The sequence below is a fragment of the Alicyclobacillus sp. CIJ1 genome (assembly GCF_057538885.1).
Window position 1 is genome coordinate 187,893 of sequence record NZ_BAAJPH010000117.1, and the last position, 20,815, is coordinate 208,707.

At 62.5% G+C, this 20,815-nt stretch carries 22 protein-coding genes; 1 reads left to right on the plus strand and 21 read right to left on the minus strand.

Going from position 1 to position 20,815, the window contains the following annotated elements; genetic code table 11:
* Positions 1-39 precede the first annotated feature (39 nt).
* From AC27E8_RS09900 to AC27E8_RS09970, 15 genes are all read right to left on the minus strand, one after another.
* A complete protein-coding gene (locus AC27E8_RS09900) occupies positions 40-582 on the minus strand; it encodes a YacP-like NYN domain-containing protein (protein ID WP_487099137.1) in 543 nt (180 codons plus the stop codon).
* A complete protein-coding gene (gene rlmB, locus AC27E8_RS09905) occupies positions 557-1,324 on the minus strand; it encodes a 23S rRNA (guanosine(2251)-2'-O)-methyltransferase RlmB (protein WP_487099136.1) in 768 nt (255 codons plus the stop codon). Before rlmB ends, AC27E8_RS09900 begins: the two co-directional genes overlap by 26 nt.
* Entirely contained in the window at positions 1,321-1,734 is a 414-nt protein-coding gene (locus tag AC27E8_RS09910; RefSeq protein ID WP_014465751.1) for a Mini-ribonuclease 3, read from the minus strand. The genes rlmB and AC27E8_RS09910 overlap by 4 nt, the downstream gene beginning before the upstream one ends.
* The gene (gene cysS / locus AC27E8_RS09915) at positions 1,731-3,155 is read right to left on the minus strand and encodes a cysteine--tRNA ligase (RefSeq protein ID WP_487099135.1); all 1,425 of its coding nucleotides are present in this window, start codon (positions 3,153-3,155) and stop codon (positions 1,731-1,733) included. The genes AC27E8_RS09910 and cysS overlap by 4 nt, the downstream gene beginning before the upstream one ends.
* A 7-nt stretch (positions 3,156-3,162) precedes the next feature.
* Positions 3,163-4,647 (minus strand): glutamate--tRNA ligase, encoded by a 1,485-nt coding sequence (gene gltX / locus AC27E8_RS09920; protein ID WP_487099134.1) that lies wholly within the window; start codon positions 4,645-4,647, stop codon positions 3,163-3,165.
* Positions 4,644-5,138 carry a 2-C-methyl-D-erythritol 2,4-cyclodiphosphate synthase gene (gene ispF / locus AC27E8_RS09925; protein ID WP_487099133.1) on the minus strand — a complete coding sequence of 165 codons (495 nt, stop codon included), beginning with the start codon at positions 5,136-5,138 and terminating at the stop codon, positions 4,644-4,646. Before ispF ends, gltX begins: the two co-directional genes overlap by 4 nt.
* A complete protein-coding gene (locus tag AC27E8_RS09930; RefSeq protein WP_487099132.1) occupies positions 5,116-5,844 on the minus strand; it encodes an IspD/TarI family cytidylyltransferase in 729 nt (242 codons plus the stop codon). The genes ispF and AC27E8_RS09930 overlap by 23 nt, the downstream gene beginning before the upstream one ends.
* Before the next feature lie 114 nt (positions 5,845-5,958).
* Complete coding sequence (locus AC27E8_RS09935) at positions 5,959-7,050, minus strand: PIN/TRAM domain-containing protein (RefSeq protein WP_487099131.1); 1,092 nt, start codon at positions 7,048-7,050, stop codon at positions 5,959-5,961.
* Between the two features lie 192 nt (positions 7,051-7,242).
* Positions 7,243-7,968, minus strand: a complete 726-nt coding sequence (pssA, locus tag AC27E8_RS09940) for a CDP-diacylglycerol--serine O-phosphatidyltransferase (protein ID WP_487099130.1) — start codon at positions 7,966-7,968, stop codon at positions 7,243-7,245.
* A 21-nt stretch (positions 7,969-7,989) separates the two neighbouring features.
* Positions 7,990-9,069, minus strand: a complete 1,080-nt coding sequence (gene disA / locus AC27E8_RS09945) for a DNA integrity scanning diadenylate cyclase DisA (RefSeq protein ID WP_014465758.1) — start codon at positions 9,067-9,069, stop codon at positions 7,990-7,992.
* Between the two features lie 9 nt (positions 9,070-9,078).
* Positions 9,079-10,425 carry a DNA repair protein RadA gene (gene radA, locus AC27E8_RS09950; protein ID WP_014465759.1) on the minus strand — a complete coding sequence of 449 codons (1,347 nt, stop codon included), beginning with the start codon at positions 10,423-10,425 and terminating at the stop codon, positions 9,079-9,081.
* Positions 10,426-10,613: 188 nt separating this feature from the next.
* Entirely contained in the window at positions 10,614-13,052 is a 2,439-nt protein-coding gene (locus AC27E8_RS09955; protein ID WP_367306727.1) for an ATP-dependent Clp protease ATP-binding subunit, read from the minus strand.
* Complete coding sequence (gene mcsB / locus AC27E8_RS09960) at positions 13,049-14,128, minus strand: protein-arginine kinase McsB (protein WP_487099129.1); 1,080 nt, start codon at positions 14,126-14,128, stop codon at positions 13,049-13,051. The genes AC27E8_RS09955 and mcsB overlap by 4 nt, the downstream gene beginning before the upstream one ends.
* Before the next feature lie 12 nt (positions 14,129-14,140).
* Positions 14,141-14,662: a UvrB/UvrC motif-containing protein gene (locus AC27E8_RS09965; protein WP_487099128.1), complete on the minus strand. Its 522-nt coding sequence runs from the start codon at positions 14,660-14,662 to the stop codon at positions 14,141-14,143.
* A gap of 16 nt (positions 14,663-14,678) precedes the next feature.
* Positions 14,679-15,149 carry a CtsR family transcriptional regulator gene (locus AC27E8_RS09970; RefSeq protein ID WP_206830636.1) on the minus strand — a complete coding sequence of 157 codons (471 nt, stop codon included), beginning with the start codon at positions 15,147-15,149 and terminating at the stop codon, positions 14,679-14,681.
* Between the two features lie 365 nt (positions 15,150-15,514).
* On the opposite strand from AC27E8_RS09970, the gene AC27E8_RS09975 reads away from it, so the two are divergent.
* On the plus strand, positions 15,515-16,126 hold the full coding sequence (locus AC27E8_RS09975; RefSeq protein ID WP_487099127.1) for a sigma-70 family RNA polymerase sigma factor: 612 nt from the start codon (positions 15,515-15,517) through the stop codon (positions 16,124-16,126).
* A gap of 23 nt (positions 16,127-16,149) precedes the next feature.
* Here the strand turns inward: AC27E8_RS09975 and fabZ are convergent, their stop codons facing one another.
* From fabZ to spoIIID, 6 genes are all read right to left on the minus strand, one after another.
* A complete protein-coding gene (gene fabZ, locus AC27E8_RS09980) occupies positions 16,150-16,596 on the minus strand; it encodes a 3-hydroxyacyl-ACP dehydratase FabZ (RefSeq protein ID WP_014465768.1) in 447 nt (148 codons plus the stop codon).
* A 26-nt stretch (positions 16,597-16,622) separates the two neighbouring features.
* Positions 16,623-17,162 carry a CDP-diacylglycerol--glycerol-3-phosphate 3-phosphatidyltransferase gene (pgsA, locus tag AC27E8_RS09985; RefSeq protein WP_487099126.1) on the minus strand — a complete coding sequence of 180 codons (540 nt, stop codon included), beginning with the start codon at positions 17,160-17,162 and terminating at the stop codon, positions 16,623-16,625.
* A 12-nt stretch (positions 17,163-17,174) separates the two neighbouring features.
* Positions 17,175-17,963, minus strand: a complete 789-nt coding sequence (locus tag AC27E8_RS09990; RefSeq protein ID WP_487099125.1) for a flagellar hook-basal body protein — start codon at positions 17,961-17,963, stop codon at positions 17,175-17,177.
* A gap of 17 nt (positions 17,964-17,980) precedes the next feature.
* Positions 17,981-19,192 carry a flagellar basal body rod C-terminal domain-containing protein gene (locus AC27E8_RS09995; RefSeq protein ID WP_487099124.1) on the minus strand — a complete coding sequence of 404 codons (1,212 nt, stop codon included), beginning with the start codon at positions 19,190-19,192 and terminating at the stop codon, positions 17,981-17,983.
* Between the two features lie 15 nt (positions 19,193-19,207).
* Positions 19,208-20,227, minus strand: a complete 1,020-nt coding sequence (gene mreB, locus AC27E8_RS10000; protein ID WP_487099123.1) for a rod shape-determining protein MreB — start codon at positions 20,225-20,227, stop codon at positions 19,208-19,210.
* Positions 20,228-20,320: 93 nt separating this feature from the next.
* Positions 20,321-20,641: a sporulation transcriptional regulator SpoIIID gene (spoIIID, locus tag AC27E8_RS10005; RefSeq protein ID WP_012811963.1), complete on the minus strand. Its 321-nt coding sequence runs from the start codon at positions 20,639-20,641 to the stop codon at positions 20,321-20,323.
* Positions 20,642-20,815: the final 174 nt, after the last annotated feature.

Sequence of the window (20,815 nt, forward strand, 5' to 3'; positions counted from 1 at the left end):
CAAAATAGGCGTCAGGACGCCATTTTCGACACGTTCAGCCTATCGCCGTCGCCATCGTTCGAGCTGATTCGCCAAATCACCCGTGAGTGCATCCCGCAGCGTCCGCCGCTCGCCGGCCGAATGGCGCTTCGTCTCGCGCTCGATGTCCTCCCTCATCTTCTCGAGCCGCACCAAGAGCTCGTTCGCAGAAATGCGCAGCGCGCCCCCGCCGAGCGCCACCTGCTGCTCCGCCGCATCCGACGTGGCCACCGTGATTTCCCGGTATTCATCCCGCAGTTCGTACACCAACCGCTCAATTCGCGCGTCCGCCGTCTCCCCCGATTCCGTGAAGACGACGCGCACGCCCGCCTGCTCCTCCTCGTGGCCCAGGCCAGCCCTGCGGTGCGCATCGTACACGACGATCACGTCCTCGCCGTACATCGCGCGGTACTGGCTCAACAGGTCCTCGATTTCGCGGCGAGCCTCCTCCAGGTCCTCAATCTGCGCCAGGCTTCGCCCCGCCCGCCGCGCGATGACATTATAGCCATCCACAATGACGAGGCGCGTGAAACGCCCCTTACGCCCGCTGGCGGACCGCTTCATACAGCAGGACCCCCGCCGCGACCGAGGCGTTCAGACTTTGCACTCGGCCCAGAATCGGGATGGACACGACAAAGTCGCACTGCTCGCGAACCCACCGTCGCATCCCTTGACCCTCGGAGCCGATGACCACGGCCGTGGGCCCCCGGTAATCGACCTCGGTATAAGGCACCTTGCCCTCGACGTCGGCGCCGACAATCCAGTACCCCGCCTGCTTCAGCCGCTGCAGCGCCTGGGCAACGTTCGCCACACGCGCCACAGGCATCGTCTCGAGCGCACCTGCTGCGGCTTTTGCGACGGCGTCGGTCACCTGCACCTGGCGGCGCTTGCCAATAATCACGCCCTGCGCCCCCGATGCCTCCGCCGTCCGCAAAATCGCCCCAAAGTTGTGCGGATCCGCGATCTCGTCGAGCACCACGACGAGCGGGGCAAAGCCCGTGTCGCGCCGAATGACGTCGTCGAGATCGACATAGGCGTAGGGTGCCACCTGCGCAATCACGCCCTGGTGTGCGCTCGCCATTTCGTCCAGCCTGCTCCGAGGCACAAACTGCACCACGATGCCGCGAGATCTCGCCTTGGCCACAATGGCGTCGATGCCTGAAGCGCCTTCCGCTACCCACACCTTGTTCACGGGCCGTTCGTTCTCCAATGCTGCCAGCACCGCGTGCCGGCCCTTGACGAGATCGCCCGCCTCCGCTCCTTCTGCCGATCGGCGCCGCACGCCGTCTCTCATCGACATGTTCAAGACTCCCTCGCTTGATCATTTTGCGCATCCAGCGCCGCGAGCGCATGGGTGGCGATCTCGTCGAGCCGCTCCCGCTCGCCTGTGGCGTACAGGTAGCCCAGCAGCGCCTCGAAACCGGTCGCGAGCCTGTAGACCACCACATCGACGTTCCGGCGCGTATGGGACGACTTTTGATTCCGCCCGCGGCGAATCACGTCTCGCTCGGCGTCCGTCAGCACGGGCTCGAGCAGCCGAAGCGCCTCAGCCTGCGCGACGGCGGAGACGTAACGTGTGGCCTGCCGCTGCAAATCGCGCGGACGAAGAATGCCGAGATTGAGGCAGTGGTTGCGCGCATAGATCTCCCACACCGCGTCGCCCAGAAACGCGAGCGCAAGCGGCGAGACCTCATCCACCCGCCAGTTCACCTTCATGATTCGTAGCTCCAACGTGTGCCGTACGGCGTGTCCTCGAGCACGATACCGCGGTGCCGGAGATGGTCGCGAATCTCGTCCGCCCGGGCAAAGTCGCGCCGCTTCCGGGCTTCGGCTCGCTCCGCAATGAGCCGCTCGATCTCGTCCTCCAACCGCTCCTCTTCCTTCTTCGGAATGCCGAGCACGCCGAGCAGTTCGACGAAGAGATCCCGGTACAGGCGGAGATCGCCAAGCTTTACGCCGCCTTCTTCGAGGCGCGTGTTCACCAAGCGCACGCCGTCGAAGATGGCTGCCATCCCGTCCGCCGTGTTGAAGTCGTCGTCCATCGCTTCGATGAAGGCACGTCGGATGTGTTCCACGTCAGCATGCGCCTGGGCGGACGGGACTTCGTCCGCGCGATCGAGCGCCCCTTGCATCGCCTTCAGGGCCTCCGCGCGGTGGTCCAGGTCCCGGATCAAACGGTCGATCCGCGACAGCGCCTGCTCCGCCTGATCGAGCGCCTCCTCGGTGTAATTCAGCGGGTTCCGATAGTGCGCGGACAGGAGGAAAAAGCGCACGGCCCTCGGATCCCGGCGTTCCAGGAGGTCGCGGGCCATAATGAAGTTGCCCGTAGACTTGGACATCTTCTCGCCGTTGATATTGAGCGTGCCGTTATGCAGCCAATAACGGGCGAAGGTCTTGCCCGAATGTGCCTCGCTTTGGGCGATCTCGTTCTCGTGATGCGGGAAGATGAGATCGCGCCCGCCCGCATGGATATCGATCTGCTCGCCGAGATACAGGTAATTCATGACGGAGCACTCGATGTGCCAGCCCGGGCGCCCCGGCCCCCAAGGGCTCGGCCACCACTCCTCGCCGGGCTTGGCCGCCTTCCACAGCGCGAAATCCGTCGGATCGTCCTTTTCGTCCTGCACTTCAATGCGGTAGCCCGCGCGCATGTCCTCCGGCGACTGGTGAGAAAGTTTGCCGTACTCCGGGAAGGAGGACGTGTCAAAGTAGACGCTGCCGTTTCGCTCGTAGGCGTGGCCGCGATCGATCAAATCCTGAATGAAGCGAATGATCTCGTCGACGCACTCGGTCACTCGCGGGTGCACGGTCGCGGGCCGGATGAACAGCTTGCCCGCGTCCTCGAAATAATAGCGAATGTTTTCCTCGGCGAGCTCACGCGGACTCACGCCGAGCTCCTGCGCGCGTTGAATGATGCGATCGTCGATATCGGTGAAGTTCTGCACGAAGCGCACTTCGTACCCTCGGTACTCCAGGTAGCGGCGGATGGTGTCGAAGACCACGAACATGCGCGCGTTCCCGAGGTGGAAGAAGTGATAGACCGTCGGGCCACACGCGTAAAACCGCACCTTGCCGGGTTCGAGCGTCTGAAGCGGCTCCTTCTTGCCCGTCAGGCTGTTGTACAGGACAATCGCCACGCGATCCTCACCTCCCCTGATGCTCTGGCGCTTGTGCAAGCGCGAGGGCGCGGCGCATGCGCTCCACCGCCATCTCTTTCGGAAGAAGCGCCATCGACTTCTGCAGATCAGGGCCGTGCGTATGACCGGTCACGGCGGCCCGCACGGGCATGAACAGGTCTCGTCCCTTCACGCCAAGCGTCCGCCCTACCGCCTGCAAACGGGCCCGATTGGCCGCCTCATCCCAGGACGGATCTTGTTCGCACGCCGACAGATACGCGCGAACCACACGAGCAGCGCTCTCAGTCGCGAGCAGCGCACGCGCTTCTTCATCGTACGCCACTTCGGGCTCAAGCCACACGCTCGCGGCCGTGAAGAATTCCCGCGCACAGGCGAGGCCGTCCTGGACAAGGGCCACGGCCCGCTCGAGCCACTCGTCGTCCACGTACGGCGGGAACGAGTAGTTCAGGCGCACAGCCTGTTCGCGAATGAGCCGAACCGCCTCTTTCGGGTCAAGCGACTTGAAGTACTGGTTCGCCATCCAGCGGAACTTGGCGACGTCGAACACGGCACCGGCGCGCCCGACGCGGTCGAGATCGAACCGCGCACAAAGTTCGTCCAAACTGAACATCTCGTCTTCATCCCCGGGAGACCATCCGAGGAGCGCCAAGAAGTTCACGATGGCCTGCGGGACGTAGCCCTGCTCCCGGTAGGCCGAGACCGGCAGGACATTCGGATCTCGTTTGGATAATTTCTTCCGCGCCTCATCCAGGACAATCGGCAGATGCGCGAATTGCGGAGGCTGCCAGCCGAACGCCTCGTAGATGAGGAGCTGGCGCGGCGTGTTGGACAAATGCTCCTCGCCTCGAATCACGTGCGTGATGGCCATGAGATGATCGTCGACGGCCACCTGAAAGTTGTACGTGGGCATGCCATCCCGCTTGAGGATGACAAAGTCTTTCAGATCCTCGCGCTCGAAGGCGATCTCGCCCCGAACGAGATCTCGCACCACGATGGGCGGGCCAGACGGCGCGCGGAACCGGATGGCGTGCGGCTCGCCCGCCTGGATGCGGTTCAAAGCCTCCGCCGGATCGAGCGACGAACAGGTCCCTGTGCAGCCCATCGCGCCCACACTCGGGCCGTCGTCGCCGTCCTCGTCCGGGCGAGCTTCCTTCGCCTCGCCCTGATGGCAGAAGCACGCGTACGCCATCCCGGATTCCAGCAGTTTCTGCGCATGACTGCGATAAATCGGAATTCGCTCGCTGCACCGATACGGCCCGTACGGCCCGCCCATGTCGAAACCCTCGTCCCACGTTAGGCCGAGCCAGCGGAATGTCTCCACAAAGGCGTGCTCCGCCCCGGGGACGTTTCGCTCTACATCGGTGTCCTCGAGCCGCAGGACGAACTGCCCGCCGGTATGACGCGCGTAGAGGAAGTTGAAGAGCGCCGTGCGCACCCCACCGATATGAAGATGGCCGGTCGGACTAGGAGCGAACCGCACGCGCACGCTCACGGGGCCTGCCCCCTCTCCGCAAGCGGCACCACCAAGGCCACCGCCTGCGCGGCGATACCTTCCCCGCGCCCGATGAAACCCATCTTCTCGTTAGTGGTAGCCTTGATGGACACGTCGCGCTCGTGAACCTGGAGCACCTCGGCAAGGCGCCTCCTCATCTCGGGCACGTGGGGCAGCAACTTCGGCCGCTCCGCGATGACCATCACATCCACGTTCCCCACGCGATACCCCTCGCGCTGGAGCATGGCGACCACCTCGCGCATCAGTGACAGGCTGTTGGCGCCCTCGAACCGGTCGTCGTCCGGCGGAAAGTGCTGCCCAATGTCGCCGAGGCCAAGGCTGCCGAGCAGCGCGTCCATGATGGCGTGCGCGATGACGTCAGCGTCCGAATGGCCGAGGAGCCCAAACGGGGCATCGATGCGCACGCCGCCCAGCACAAGCGGCCTGCCCTCCGCAATCCGGTGCACATCATACCCGAGTCCAATCCGCATGTTCCGCCCTCCCCCACCGTTCGCGCGCCAGCCAGCGCGCGTAGTCGAGATCGGCAGGCGTCGTGATCTTGCCGTTGAACGCCGTCGACGTCACGGCGACGACCGGCACGCCCGCCGCTTCCATCGCCCCACTGTCGTCCGTGGGGGAATCGTCCGCCGAATAGGGACGCTCCAGGTACACGTGCGACGCGAGATCGGCCCGAATCGCCTGAGGCGTCTCCGCGAGAAACAGCTTGTCCCGAGGAATGGTCTCTTGCACCAAGCCGCCCTCCACGCGTTTGACGGTGTCTCGACAGGGCGTTCCGAGCACCGCACCGCCGAACCGTATGGCGGCCTCAAACACGCGCCGCACGTCCTCCTCGGCCACGAAGGGACGGGCGGCGTCGTGAATGGCGAAGACGGACCGAGCCGGATCGACCTGATGACGAGCCATCAGCTCCAGCGCGCACTTCACGCCCGACACAACAGACGCGTGGCGCGTCTGCCCGCCTTCTGCAAAATGAAGTTCGCGGCCGGCGACACGCGCCTCCTCCTTCATGCGATGGACGTCCCCCGGAGACGCCACCACGACAATCTCATCGGCACCGCCGCTGATCATGGCTTCAACCGAGCGAAGCCACATCGGGCGGCCGGCGAGATCGAGAAACTGCTTTTTGAAACCCATGCGGCGGCCTTCACCGGCCGCCACCACGATGGCCACCCACATCCGCGTTCCCCTTCCCCAACGTCCCGTAGCATGGAAAGGTCGAGGACGCGCTCCGCGCCCTCGCCCTCCGCAGCGCCACTCGTAATACCTTCCGCGCACGCGCCGATTCGTCACTCACAGCGCCTTTTCCAACAGTTTGGGTTTCGCGAAGATCATGCGCCCCGCGGACGTCTGCAGGACGCTCGTCACGAGCACGGTGATCTTGCCGCCGATGTACTCGCGCCCGCCCTCGATGACAATCATCGTGCCGTCATCCAAATAGGCCACGCCCTGATTGTGTTCCTTGCCGTCCTTGATGACGTGGACCTGCAGTTCCTCACCCGGTAGGACGACCGGCTTGAGGGCGTTGGCGAGGTCGTTGATGTTCAGGACCTGCACGCCCTGCAACTCGCAGATCTTATTCAAGTTGAAGTCGTTGGTCACGACCTTGCCCCGCATCTGTTTTGCGAGCCGGACGAGTTTCGCGTCGACTTCCTGGATGTCGTCGAAGTCGGTCTCGACAATTTGGACCTGGACCTTCGACTCCTTCTGGATGCGATTCAGGATGTCGAGCCCGCGGCGCCCGCGGTTCCGCTTCAGCGCGTCGGAAGAGTCCGCGATGTGCTGGAGCTCAGCCAGGACGAAGGAAGGGATCACAAGCGTGCCGTCGAGAAATCCGGTCTCCACGAGATCCGCGATCCGGCCATCGATGATGACGGACGTGTCGAGGAGCTTTGCGTCCCCGGGCCTGAGTCCCGACTTCTTGTCTTTTCCGTCGGAACGGTCGCGATCGCGCGAGAGGCGCCCCGCCAACAAATTCCACAACTCCTCGCGCTTGGTGAACCCGATGCGCAAGCCGAGGTAAGCGAAAAACACCGCGACGAAAAACTCCACCGCGACGCCGACCAAGGGAATCGCGCGAATTTCGGGCGAGAACAGGTATGCGACGACAAGTCCTATGACCATGCCGATGGTGCCGCCCAGAATATCGGCCAGGGGCGCGCTCTTCAGCCGCTCCTCCAGCCATCGCAAAAGCGCGGAAACGTATCCTGCGAGCGAAACGGTCGCCACCAAAAACAGCGCGCCGCCCACGGCGGCACCGAACCAGTTGGTCGTCACAAACGAGCGATGCAGATGAAACACATCAAGGAATAAGTCCGGACAAAGCTGATAACCTAACAAGACACCGACAACCACGAAAAACAGGTGCACGACCTTCTTCATCATCCGACGTCACCTCCTGTGCCTAGTATGCACGTCCTCTAGCCCATCCTAACCGATGCACTTCCAAAACACCTGGAATTTTGCCGACGGACGAGATGGTTCAACGGTTTTGAAAAAATTGGAGCACCATGTTCAGTGTAACATGTTTCAGGCTGCGCGTAAAGCGATTCCATGGTCTGCATGAGCGCACAAGGATTACTTCTTCGTGCCGTGGGCCATGTCGCCGTCTCCACCTTTGCGACCGACGATGGACGAGCGAATGGCATGGACCATGCCGTACGCGGCGTACAGCCCCAGAACGGCGAAGATCAGGACGTCGGTGCCGACAATTTGGAACCGCAGGATACAGGCGATGAGAAGCGCAAACAACGGCACCAGGACGAGAACGGACTTGGGATAAGACAGGCGCTTGAAGTTAGGATAGGGAATCGAGCTCACCATCAAGAGCGACAGGAGCACGGTGGCTGCCGATAGGAGGATCGACGCCGGCTCGAACGCGGATTGGGTCAGGGCGAGCGTAGCTTCGACGCCTCCCGCAGCCGTGATGGGCAAACCGATGAAGGTGTCGGAGGGACCCCGCTGGGTGTGAAAACGCGCCAGGCGCAGGGCGCCGCAAAGAGGAAACAGGATAGCGACGAGATGGCCCAGGATGCCGAGATGCTTCAGCACCTCGTGATACATGATCATCGCCGGCGCGACCCCGAACGTCACCATATCGGACAGCGAGTCAAGAATTCGGCCAAATTCGCTTTCCGCTCGAAACCAACGCGCAACGCGCCCGTCCAAGCCGTCGATGATCATGCCAAAGACAACGAAAAGCGCACTGAGACCAGCCCGACCTGCCTGCAGGATCAGCATCGAACTGAGCCCGGCAACGAGATTGAGGGCCGTCAGCGCGTTGGGAATCCATCGAATATACAAGCCTCACGCCTCCCGGGCGGGTCAAATCTGACGATCAATCAGCACTTGCTCCTGAATGCGTCCGAGTCCATTTTGAATCATGCGGGCGCGGACCGGGCCGACGCCCTCCACCTTATCCAGGTCCGCCATGGACGCCTTGAGAATGTTGGACAGGACGCCGAAGTGCTCGACGAGGTTTTCAATCACAGGCTGGGGCAACCGGCTGATTTTGTTCAAAATCCGGTAACCGCGCGACGGAACGCTTTCCTCCAGCTGATTGACGCTCGGCGGATAGCCAAGAATGCGCGCCAACAGCGCCCCGTCGAGCAGTTCCTCGGACGAGAGGCTGTGGATCTGCGACATGATTTGATGCGGCGTGTGAGGACACTCGGGATGGACGAAATCCTTGATGAGCAGGTACGCCTGCTCGTCGACATCCGAGACGAGTTCCTCCAGCTGCATGCTCACCAATCGGCCCTCGTTGCCGAGCTCGATGATGTAGCGGCGGATCTCGTTGGTCACCCGCAACACGGTCTCGAACCGCTGAAGGACGCGCGTGACGTCCTCCAGCGTCACGGCCTCCTCGAATTCCAGGGCACTCAGATCCGTGAGCTCCTGCTCCAGGACCGTCTTGTATTTTTCAAGCGTCTGTAGCGCCTGATTGGCTTTGGCCAAGATGACGCTGATGTCGCGCAGCACGTATTTCAAATTGCCTTGGTATAGCGTGATCACGTTTCGGCGCTGCGAGATGCAGATGACCAACTGGCCGCTCTGGCGAGCCACGCGCTCCGCGGTCCGATGCCGCGTCCCGGTTTCCGAGGTGGGGATGGTGTGGTCCGGGTTCAGCGTCGTGTTGGCGTAGTGGACCTTCTTGGCATCCTCGCTGATAATGATGGCGCCGTCCATCTTGGCGAGCTCATACAGATGGGACGGCGTCAGATCGCACTGGATGGCGAAACCGCCGTCCATCATGGAGAGCACCGTCTCTGTCGCGCCGACGACGATGAGCCCGCCCGTCTTGGCGCGCAGAATGTTCTCGATTCCCTCTCGGAGCACGGTCCCTGGCGCAACCATGCGCAAGATTTTATTGATGGCAGCTTCCCGCTTGGCGTCGTCCTTCACAATGTCACCTCAAAAGGCTTGATCGATCGCGTCCTGCACAGAGCGAACCTGCACAATCTCCATACCAGGCACGGCCTCGGGCACAGACTGCCCAGCCGGAACGATGCAGCGATGAAAACCAAGTTTACGCGCTTCGCGAATGCGCTCGGCGAGCCGCGTCACAGCGCGCACCTCGGCCGTGAGGCCCACTTCCCCGATGTACACGCCTGGCCGCAAGGGGCGATCCCGGTGGCTCGCGACGAGCGCCAACGCGATGCCGAGATCGGCCGCGGGCTCCTCCACACGGACCCCGCCCGCGATGTTCACATACGCGTCACAAGACCCGAGCTGCATGCCAAGCCGCCGCTCCAAGACTGCCAGGAGCATGTTCATGCGCTGTAGGTCGGCCCCCGTCGTCATGCGGCGCGGCGTGCCGAACGACGTGGAGGCGACGAGCGCCTGCACTTCGAGAAGAAGCGGGCGCCGCCCTTCCATGGCGCACACCACGGCCGAGCCGGGGGCAACCTCACGGCGCTCCGACAGAAAGAGCTCGGACGGATTCGAAATCTCGCGCAGCCCGTCGTCCCTCATCTCGAATACCGCAAGCTCATTGGTCGATCCAAACCGATTTTTGACGGCGCGCAGCACTCTATACATATGATGGCGATCGCCCTCGAAGTATAAGACGGCGTCGACCATGTGCTCGAGCATGCGCGGCCCCGCGATGGCCCCGTCCTTTGTCACGTGTCCGACAATGAAAGTGGCCATGCTCTCCGCCTTGGCCACACGCAAAAGCAGTCCCGTGCATTCCCGAACCTGCGCCACGCTTCCGGGCGCAGAGGCGAGGCCCGGGCGAAACACGGTCTGGATGGAATCGACAATCAGGAATTGAGGTTTCAGTTCCACGGCCGCTTCCAGGGCTGCGTCGAGATCGGTCTCCGCGAGCACGTATAGCTCGCCGTGCACCGTGCCGAGCCGTTCCGCCCGCAGGCGAATCTGCGTCGCACTCTCCTCGCCCGAAATGTAGAGCACGCGGTGCCCGTTCTTCGCGATGGCGTGCGAGACCTGCAGCAACAGCGTCGACTTGCCGATGCCGGGATCTCCGCCAATCAGGACAAGGGAGCCAGGAACCACGCCGCCCCCCAACACGAAATCGCACTCGGACAGGCCCGTGCTCAACCGGTTCTCCGCTTGGGCCGGGATGGACACGATGGGCTTCGGCACCACGCGCGCCTTCGAAGGCGCGAATCGGCCGCTCGGCGCCACCTCTTCCTCCACCAGCGTGTTCCACTCGCCACAGGCGGGGCAGCGCCCCATCCACTTTACTTCGACATGGCCACACATCTGGCACACGTATCGCGTCTTGACCTTCGGCAATCCGCCTCGCCGCCTTCCAAGTCCTCATCAACATGATACAGAACTCTCCGCGTACGTCCATGCCAGACGCGAAATTTCTGCGTGCAGGGGAGTGAAAGCGCCCACAGCTTACAACCCAATGGGGGCAGCTGAGCGTGCGCGTGCACGTTCAACTGCCCCCTTGACGGTCTGTACGCTTGTTTCGGCGATCACGCCCCCGCGCCGACCGGCTGCTCGTTCACCTTTTCGATCCGCAACTTGTCGCCGTCCACGCCGAGCAGGACGCGATCGCCCTTCTTGATCTCGCCCGCAATGAGCGCGGACGAAAGGAGATCCTCGACGTTGCGGACAATGGCCCGCTGCAGCGGCCGCGCGCCGTACTGCGGATCGAACCCGACCTTCGCGAGGAATTTCTTCGCCTCGTCCGTGAGCTCGAACTCGATCTCCTGCTCTTTCAGGCGGCGCTTCAGATTGTCCACCATCTTGTCCACGATCCGCTCGATGTGCGTCTCATCCAGCGGGTGGAACACGATGATCTCGTCGATGCGGTTGAGGAACTCGGGCCGGAAGGTGCGCTTGAGTTCGTCCATCACCTTGTCTTTCATGCCCAGATACTTATCCTCTTCCCGCTTGAAGCCGAGCGCACCGCCCTTGCGCAGCTCCTCGGCGCCCACGTTCGAGGTCATAATGATGACCGTGTTGCGGAAGTCAACCGTGCGACCCTTGCCGTCCGTGAGCCGGCCGTCGTCCAGCACCTGCAGCAGGATGTTGAACACTTCCGGATGCGCCTTTTCGATCTCGTCCAAAAGCACCACGGAATACGGCTTCCGGCGCACCTTCTCGGTCAACTGACCGCCTTCCTCGTACCCCACGTATCCCGGCGGCGATCCGACGAGCCGCGACGTGGAGTGGCGCTCCATGTACTCCGACATGTCAATGCGGATAAGCGCGTCCTCATCGCCAAACAGCGCTTCAGCGAGCGCACGCGCGAGCTCCGTCTTGCCAACGCCCGTCGGCCCGAGGAAGATGAACGAACCAATGGGCCGCTTCGGGTCTTTCAGGCCAGCGCGCGCCCGGCGAATCGCCTTGGCCACGGCCTCGACCGCCTCGTCCTGCCCAATGACGCGCTCGTGCAGGATCTTCTCCAGGTTGAGCAGCCGCTCCGACTCGTCCTGCTGGAGCTGCTGTACCGGGATTCCCGTCCACGACGACACGATGTGGGCAATGTCTTCTGCCGTCACGCGCACGTCGTCCAGCTGCTGCGTCTTCTGCCACGTCTCCTTCAGCCGCTCGAGCTCCTCCTTGATCTTCTGCTCCTCATCGCGCAGGCTGGCCGCCAGCTCGAACTCCTGGCTCTGCACAGCGGCGTCCTTCTCGCTGCGCACCTTCTCCAGTTTCTGCTCCAGTTCCTTGAGGTTCGGAGGAGCGGTGTGCGTGCGCAACCTCACGCGCGAAGCGGCTTCGTCAATCAGGTCGATGGCCTTATCCGGCAAGAACCGATCCGAGATGTACCGATCCGACAGCTTCACCGCGGCCTCGAGCGCTTCGTCCGTGATCTTCACGCGGTGATGCGCTTCGTACCGATCCCGCAATCCCTTGAGGATCTCCAGCGCCTCCTCCGGCGACGGCTCGTCAACCATGATGGGCTGGAAGCGCCGCTCGAGCGCCGGATCCTTCTCGATGTGCTTGCGGTATTCGTCGAGCGTGGTCGCGCCGATGCATTGGAGCTCGCCACGAGCAAGCGCCGGCTTCAGGATGTTGGACGCGTCGATGGCGCCCTCCGCGCCGCCCGCCCCGATGAGCGTGTGCAGCTCATCGATGAACAGGATGACGTTTCCGGCCTGGCGGATTTCATCCATGATCTTCTTCAACCGATCCTCGAATTCACCGCGGTACTTGGTACCGGCGACCACCGTGCCCATGTCGAGCACCATCACGCGCTTGTTGCGCAGTGTCTCCGGCACATCCCCCGTCACAATCCGCTGCGCCAGCCCTTCGGCGATGGCGGTCTTCCCGACGCCGGGTTCGCCGATGAGGACCGGGTTGTTCTTCGTCCTCCGCGACAACACCTGAATCACGCGCTCGATTTCCTTCTCTCGCCCGATGACGGGATCGAGCTTGCCGTCGCGCGCCATCTGCGTCAGATCGCGCGCCAGGCTGTCGAGCGTCGGCGTGCCGACGGAGGCGTCTTTGTCGCCCGCGATGTCCATGGCGTCGCCGCCCAAGAGCTGCAGCACCTGCTGGCGCGCCTTGTTCAGATTCACGTTCATGTTAGCGAGCACGCGCGCCGCAACGCCTTCGCCCTCGCGAATGAGACCCAGCAGCAGGTGCTCTGTCCCCACGTACGAGTGACCGAGCTTCCGGGCTTCGTCGATGGACAACTCAATGACCTTCTTCGCCCTCGGCGTGTAGGTCATCGCCGTGACCGGGGTCTGCCCGCGGCCCACCATCCGCTCAATCTCCTGTTGCACCTTGTCCGCCTGCACGCCGAGCATCTGCAGGGCTTTCGCCGCAATCCCCTCGCCTTCGCGGATCAGGCCGAGCAAGATGTGCTCGGTGCCCACGCCCGGGTGATTCAGGCGAGAAGCCTCTTCTTGCGCCAGCGCCAACACCTTCTGAGCTCTCTCCGTAAACCGTGCATACATCATCCATGCACCTCCGTATCATTCATTCTCAGCCGATCCCGAATTAACTGCGCGCGCCGCACGTCGCGCTCGTTCGGGCTCAGCTCGCGATTGTAGTATTTTTGCAGACAGGCCGGCTGCGTGAGCACCATCAGTTCCTTCAGGATGCCGGCCGACACGCCTTGGATAATGCCGAGATCGATCCCCAGTCGCACGTCCGACAGCCGCTCCAACGTCTCCTTCGAATCCATCTTGCGCGCATACGCCAGGATGCCAAACGAGCGGCTGACGCGGTCCTCGAGCTGGATCCGGTTGCGCTCCATCAGGAGTTTGCGCGCGTTCCGCTCCTGCTCGATGATCTGTTGGACGACGCTCATCAGATTCGCGATGATCTCTTCTTCGCTCTCGCCCAGTGTGATCTGGTTCGACACCTGATACAGATTCCCGAACGACTCCGACCCTTCGCCGTAGATGCCGCGAACCGCTAGCCCAACCTGGGACACGGCGGTAAGCAGCCTCTGAATGCCACCCGTGAGCGCGAGGCCCGGCAGGTGCATCATGACCGATGCGCGAATGCCGGTTCCGACGTTGGTCGGACAGGCCGTCAGATAACCGTATTGATCGTGATACGCGTAGGTCAAGGTCTGCTCAAGGGCGTCGTCCACCTGGCTCGCTAGATTCCACGCTTCCTGCAAGCGAAGCCCTGGAAGGATGCACTGGATGCGCAGGTGGTCTTCCTCATTGACCATAATGCTGACGACCTCGTCGTCGCGGAGGACAATGGCGCCATGCTTCTCTTGCTGCGCGAGATCGGGACTGATGAGATGCTTTTCGACGAACATCTGGCGATCGAGCGGCGTGAGATCCCGGCAACGGATGAACTCGAACTTGCCAAGCCGCTTCATGGCGTCGTTCTCCGCGGCCTGCCGCACGAGTTCCATGACCTCGTTGGCGTGCGCGTCGGTCGCCAGCGTGGGAAACGGGAATCCTTTCAGGTTTCGGGCGAGCCGGATGCGACTTGTGAGCACGATATCGTCTTCGGGCCCGGTTTCTTTCATCCATTTGCTGATGGTTCGTTTGACAAAGTCTGCGAGGGACATCTCCACACCTCCTCACTGCGCGCCCTGTTCCAGTTTGCGGATTTCGTCGCGCAGTTGCGCCGCGCGCTCGAACTGCTCCTGCGCCACGGCCTGCTGTAGTTCCCGGCGGAGCTGCTCCAGCTTGCGCGCCAACTGTTGGCGCTCGCCCGCCGAGCCCGGGACTTTTCCCGTGTGCCTGAGACCATTCTGAATGCGCCGCAACAGCGGCTCAAGCCGCGCCGAAAACGCGTCGTAGCAGTCCGGGCAACCGAACCTGCCGATCTGCGTGAACTGGTTGTACGTCATTCCGCACGTTCCGCATCGCTGCTGGGCCTGGGTGGTGACAGGCGCGAATCCCGAGGACGACTCCATGTTTAAGAGCCCGCTCAAGAGCTTATTGAAGTCGAACGGGCTTCCCATCAGAAACGGATTGGGAAACACGTCGCCCTGTTCTTTGGCGCATACCTCGCACAGGTGATAGGCCGTTTGCACACCGTTGATGATTTTCGTCACGTGGACCGTCGCCGGTCGCTCATGGCACCGCTCGCAAAGCATCGGTCCCACCTCGCTTTCAAGGTTTTCGGTGCGCTGCCAACGCCTGCAGCGCACTTGCCAGCAACTTCGCCCGCAGCCGATCTCGATATGGAAGGTCGAGTGCGAGCACGTCCCGGCGCAACATGGCGGAAATCAACGCGGCTTCGCGGTCCGTCAACCACCCGTCCCGGTGCAGGCGTTCGATCAGCGCCTCGCTGGCGGACTGGCTCACCTCGTCCCCGAGCGATCTCAGCACGTCCCACAGCAGGTGATCCTTGTCGAGCTTCACGCGCCGGATGCGGATATACCCGCCGCCGCCGCGCTTGGACTCGACGATGTACCCGTGATCCGTCGTGAAGCGCGTGCTGATGACGTAGTTGATCTGAGACGGGACGCAGTGAAACTGCTCCGCGAGCTCATTGCGCTGAATCTCGATCACGTCAAGCCCACTTTCTTCCATGAGTCGTTTCAGATACGCCTCGATGATGTCGGAGATGTTGCTTGCCATGATGACAACCCCTAACGCAGCACCGTCCTCTGAAGTTCCATTTGACTTTGATCTTTTGACTTTGACTTTTCTTGACCTTATTATACACCTGCCTGCGGGAAATGCAAGAGGGGTTTGGTTCTAGTGTGCACAAAAATCCAATGCATTCTGCGCCCGCGCCTCTCACCGCACAAAGTCCCGTTCAACGGTGACATGCACAAGGTTTAGCCCGCCGTCGATGCGCTACGAAGGTTCGATGCAACGCCCGCTGAGTCCCATGCAAGGTCTCATGTGCATTCGAGACGGGATCGCCCACTTCGCCCGGTTTACGCTTGCCTCGCATGCAAAAATTCGCGGGCCGGCCCGCCCGAGCGAGGGAAAGGTTCATGCTTCCGCTGTCGGTGTTGCACGATATCGTTCATCGCGCCCGCGAAGGAGATGACGTCTGTCTGCACGCGCTTTTCGACATGTTTCGTCCCCTATTGCGAGGCGCCGCCAAGCGGTATGCGCGCGTCGCCGGGTACGACGAGGCGTATCAGGAGGCGTGCGCCGCGTTTCTGCACGCCATTGCAACACATCACCCAGACGCTGCCCCGTTTCCGGCATACGCCGCAAGTCGAGTGTATGGCGACACCCGCACCGCCATGCGAAGATGGTGGTTGGCGCAGGAGCGAACTGCGTTCCAGAGGGAATCCGAAGAGGGGAGCAACGAAGATTGGGACGAAGAACCGGAGCGCAGAGGCCCTTCCTGCTCCGCGGGGGGAGATTCATTCGACCGCGTGGACCAGCGCCTGACCCTTTTGCGCCTGGCGCGCGAAGCGAGGCTCGCGCCACGAGAAGCCGCCTGGCTCGCGCTCGAACTGGCCGGGCTGGACACGAATGAGATGGCAGAGCAACTCGGCGTCAGCCCCGCGACCATCCGCACCTGGCGCATGCGCGCCGTGCGCAAGATGCGCGAGCGGGCTTTGAACGCGGGGCTGTCCCTGAGCGATCTGTGAGCATTTGACCAGGCGAGGCCGTATCAGGCCTCGCCATCCGCAATGGCAAACAGAATGGTGGCTTCCGCCACCAGCTTGCCATCCACATGGGCCCGGCCCGTTCCTCGGCCCATTCGGCCCTTCATGCGGTCGATCACGACTTCCATGTCCAGCCGATCTCCGGGCCGCACCTCACCGCGGAAGCGCGCGCCGTCGACACCCGCGAGCAGCGGGCGCTTCCCGCGGTAGGCCGGATCGGCCAAGATGGCGACGCCGCCAAGCTGCGCCATCGCCTCAATGATGAGCACCCCCGGCATAATGGGATAAGCGGGAAAATGGCCTTGAAAGTGAGGTTCATTGGCAGTCACGAGCTTGTACCCCACCGCGCGGCCGCCATCGATCTCCGTGACGCGATCGACCAGGAGAAACGGGTAGCGATGCGGCAGAATTTGTTGAATCTCCTCGATACTCAGGGGAAGTTTCTGCTCCATCAAGGACCTCCATAGGGTGGGACGCCTCAATACACGCGGCGCCGCACAGGAATGATTTTCATGCTCCGGACGTAGATCACAGTAGTGACGTACGACAGGCCCACCGTGAACCAGAGTACCATTTCACCGGCCGAGGGCGTGGGCCACGCGAGGATACAGAACGAGATGCCGAGGTAGTAAAAGCAAGTCGTGATCTTACCCCACCAGTTCGCCTTCGGCACCGCGCGTTTGCCCTGGAAGTAAAAGAACGCTGCGCCCGCAATCATCGCGACGTCTCGGAAGACGAGGAGAGCGGCAACCAGCCAGGGAAGGCGTTCAGACGCGAGCAGGGTGAACAGGACGGACACCATCATGAGCTTGTCCGCGAGCGGATCGAGCAACTGGCCCGTGTACGTCTCCAATTTGTACGTGCGAGCGAGATAGCCATCCAGAACGTCGGTGAGACCTGCGAACAGCAACACGGATAAGGCCAAGATCTTGTGCGGACTTTCCACACCATAAAATGCCCACAGATAGCACGGAATCAACAGCAGACGCAAGAGCGTCAACAGATTGGGCAGGTTCACGCGATCGCCTCCTCAACCTCCCGACGTCCGGATGGTATCTGCCAACCCGAGCAACTGATTCGCGATGGAGACGGCCTGTGCATTTTCCTCGTAGAAATCCTGCGCAGCGACGAGCTCAGCCATCGCAGCGGTCTCGTCCACGTTAGACTCGTTTACCGCTCCTTGGATCACGGACGAATTTCGCGCGGGAACCGCGACCCCGCCCGAGGCCAGTCGGTACAGACCGTTGCCTTCCGGAATGAGATGGCTGGACGGCTCCCCGATTTCCACCAACGCGAGTTTCGCGGTGCGTCCACGTCCGAATTGCACAGTGCCGTCCGGCGCGACGGTCATGGACGGCGCGTCCGTCGGCTTGACGATGGGCTGACCGCTGGTAGAGAGGACGGGGTCACCCGATTGGGTCGCGAGCACGAACGAACCATCCGCGCGCCGGCTCCAAATGAAGTTGCCGGCCCGGGTGTACATACGGCCCGAAGGCGTCTGCACGACAAAGAATCCGGGCCCCTCGATGGCAAGATGCGTCGGAATGCCCGTGCGCATCACGGCGCCTTGGCTGAAATCCCGCTCTTCGCCCGTCCGCGCAACGCCCGTGCCCCCGCGCCATCCAAGAGGCGTCACGCGGTCGGCTGAGGAGGGATCCGTCGCGTTGCCGTACACCTGCATCGTGAGCAGATCCGCGAACGTCCCCCGCTCGGCCGCATACCCCGGTGTCTCCAGGTTCGCCAGGTTGTCCGCAATTTGGTCGATCCAAGCGTTGGCCGCCTGCATGCCGGACAACCCATTCCACATCATCTGGCCCATGCGCTCGCCTCCCGCGCTCAGCTGCCCTGAACTCTGCCGATATCCGTCACCGCGACATTCAACAGGGAATCGACGGACTGCGCCACGCGCTGATTGGCCTCATAGGCGTTTAGCGCCTGCATCATTTGAGCCATCGTGGCCGCCACATTCACATTCGACGATTCAAGCGCGCCGAAAACCATCCGCCCCGTGCCAGCGCGCAGAAGCGGTGCGACGGCAGATGGCTGGTACGAACTGCCGACCATGTATTCGCCTTCGCCGAGCGGCTGGAGTTGCGTCACATCCGCGTCCACGAGGCCCAATCGACCTCCGGCCACGAGGTTGCCCTGGGCGTCGTAGACGCGAAACGACGGCTGTCCATTGGCATCATACACCGGCGTCCCGCTCTGCGAAAAGATTTGCGTGCCATGGTAGAGCGGGTTGATCACGATCCGCCCTCCCACCAGGACACGTCCCGCCGCGTCCAGCGGGGCGATGGCGTGCCCTGCCGCATCCACCACGACGTTGTTGGCGTTGACTTGCAGGGCGCCGTCCCGCGTCACTGCGAGGCCTGGCTGGCCGCTGGCATCCTCGTAGTTTACGGGTAAAAACGCGTGATAGCCCATGTCATCCGCGCTTCCCACGCGGATGGCATACGGATCGCCCGTTTCGCTGCCCGGCGTGTAGACCACCTGCCCCGCCGCATTCTCAATGACGTACGAAGGCCGCCCCGCGGCGTCATACACAGGCGAACCGTCTTCGCCAACAAGCTCCGACCCTTGATAGGCCGGATTGCGGACCGCAAACAGCCCTGGAACCGGCTGTCCATTCGCCCCATAGACCGCGAGCGGCATGCCCCCTGCAGTCAGCCTCGCGCCCGCGCCCACCGTCACCGGACCTGCCACGGGTTCAACGCCCTGCGGCGTAAGCGCGTAGGCCACCTCTCCTGACGTGAGGGCGTCGACGATGGCGAGATCGAGCGGCCGTCCCGTCGTCTCAAGCCCACCTTCGGCGAAGGAGGGAACTCCTTCCTGAAAATCCACGCCGCCGCCCATCTCGCCGATGCCGATCCCGGCCGCCCCGTCGCCGTACGAATAACGTTCCATGGCGAACACCGGGTCCTCCATGAGCTCGCCGATGGAAGCCTTGAAGCCCGGGGTCTCCTGGTTGGCCAAGTTGTTCGACAGAAGCTGCTCGATCCGATCTTCCGCCGCCATGCCCGAGGCGGCCGCCGTGAGCCCCTGGATCATCGCCCGACACCTCCGTCACCGCCGCGACCGACGCCGGCCGCGATCGCGATACTTGTTCCACTCGGGGCTCTCCAGCACGCACCCCGTCCCAATGACGACGCAGTGCATCGGATTTTCCGCGATGTGCACGGGGATCTCCAGCTCGGACTGCATGAGCTTGTCCAGGCCGTCCACGAGCGCCCCGCCACCCGTCAGCACGACGCCTTTGTCGAAGATGTCGGCGGCGAGCTCCGGCGGCGTCTCTTCCAGTACCGACTTCGTCGCCTGCACAATCGCGTACACCGGCTCCTGCAGGGCCTCGCGGAGTTCCTCCGAGTGAACTGTGACCGTCTTCGGCAAGCCGGTCACCATGTCTCGCCCACGCACGTCCGTGCTCTTCTGTCGCCCGCCTGGAAACACCGTCGCCAGTTCCTTCTTCAATTCCTCTGCCGTCCGCTCGCCGATCATCAGGTTGTACACCCGCCGGATGTACTTGACGATGGCCTCGTCGAGCTTGTCCCCCGCAATCCTGAGCGACGTCGAGGTGACTACATCACCGAGCGAAAGCACCGCAATATCCGTCGTGCCTCCGCCAATGTCGACGACCATCGAGCCGCTCGGTTCAAAGATGTTGAGTCCTGCGCCGATGGCGGCGGCCTTCGGCTCCTCAATCAAATCCACCTGCTTGATGCCGACCGCTTCCGCCGCCTCTCGAACCGCCTTCTGCTCGACGGAGGTGATGCCCGCGGGGACGCAGATCATCACACGCGGGCGCCCGAAGAAACGCTTGCCGATGGTTTTGTTGAGAAAGTGTCGGAGCATGATCTCCGTCACTTCAAAATCGGCGATCACGCCTTCCCGAAGCGGACGAATGGCGACAATGTTCCCCGGCGTTCGCCCCAACATGCGGCGAGCTTCTTCGCCAACCGCGACAACTTGCTTCGTCACCTGATCTATTGCCACGACCGATGGTTCGTCGAGTACAATCCCTTGGCCTTTGACGTGCACCAGCACATTGGCGGTGCCCAGATCTACACCAACGTCCCTTGAAAACATGTGCGGCGAGTCCTCCTACGTGTAGAGCGTACGAGATTGGGGAAGGTCGTGCGTCTGCTCGCATGAATGGAGTGGGGATGCAAGGATGTAGTTCTACAGTCCGCTCGAAACTCCTTTGCGCCGCTCGATCTTCTTCGGCTTCACGGCCGACCCAGCCCGCTCATCGTCTCCCTTATGATACTTCATTTTGGTGGCTTCGCCACCGCGCAAGTGACGGATCGCTTTGTGGTACTCCAAAATTTCCTTTACCTTGCTGGCCAACTCCGGATTGATCTCCGGAAGGCGTTCCGTCAGATCCTTGTGCACGGTGCTCTTCGAAACGCCGAATTCGCGCGCGATGGTGCGAACCGTGTTGCGCGTTTCGACAATGTACTCCCCAATCTTAAGCGTACGCTCCTTGATGTAGTCATGCACTCCCCTCGCCTCCCCGTGGCAGGTCAGTTGGTCTGGTTTATGTATATGAGGGGGTGTACACCGTATGCCGCGCCAGGCCTGGCCATTTCGAATCTTCCGGGGAGTTTCGACATCGCACGACCGTGCGCGGAAACGAGGGGAATGGTGATCTTTTTCCGGGAAATACGTCGAACG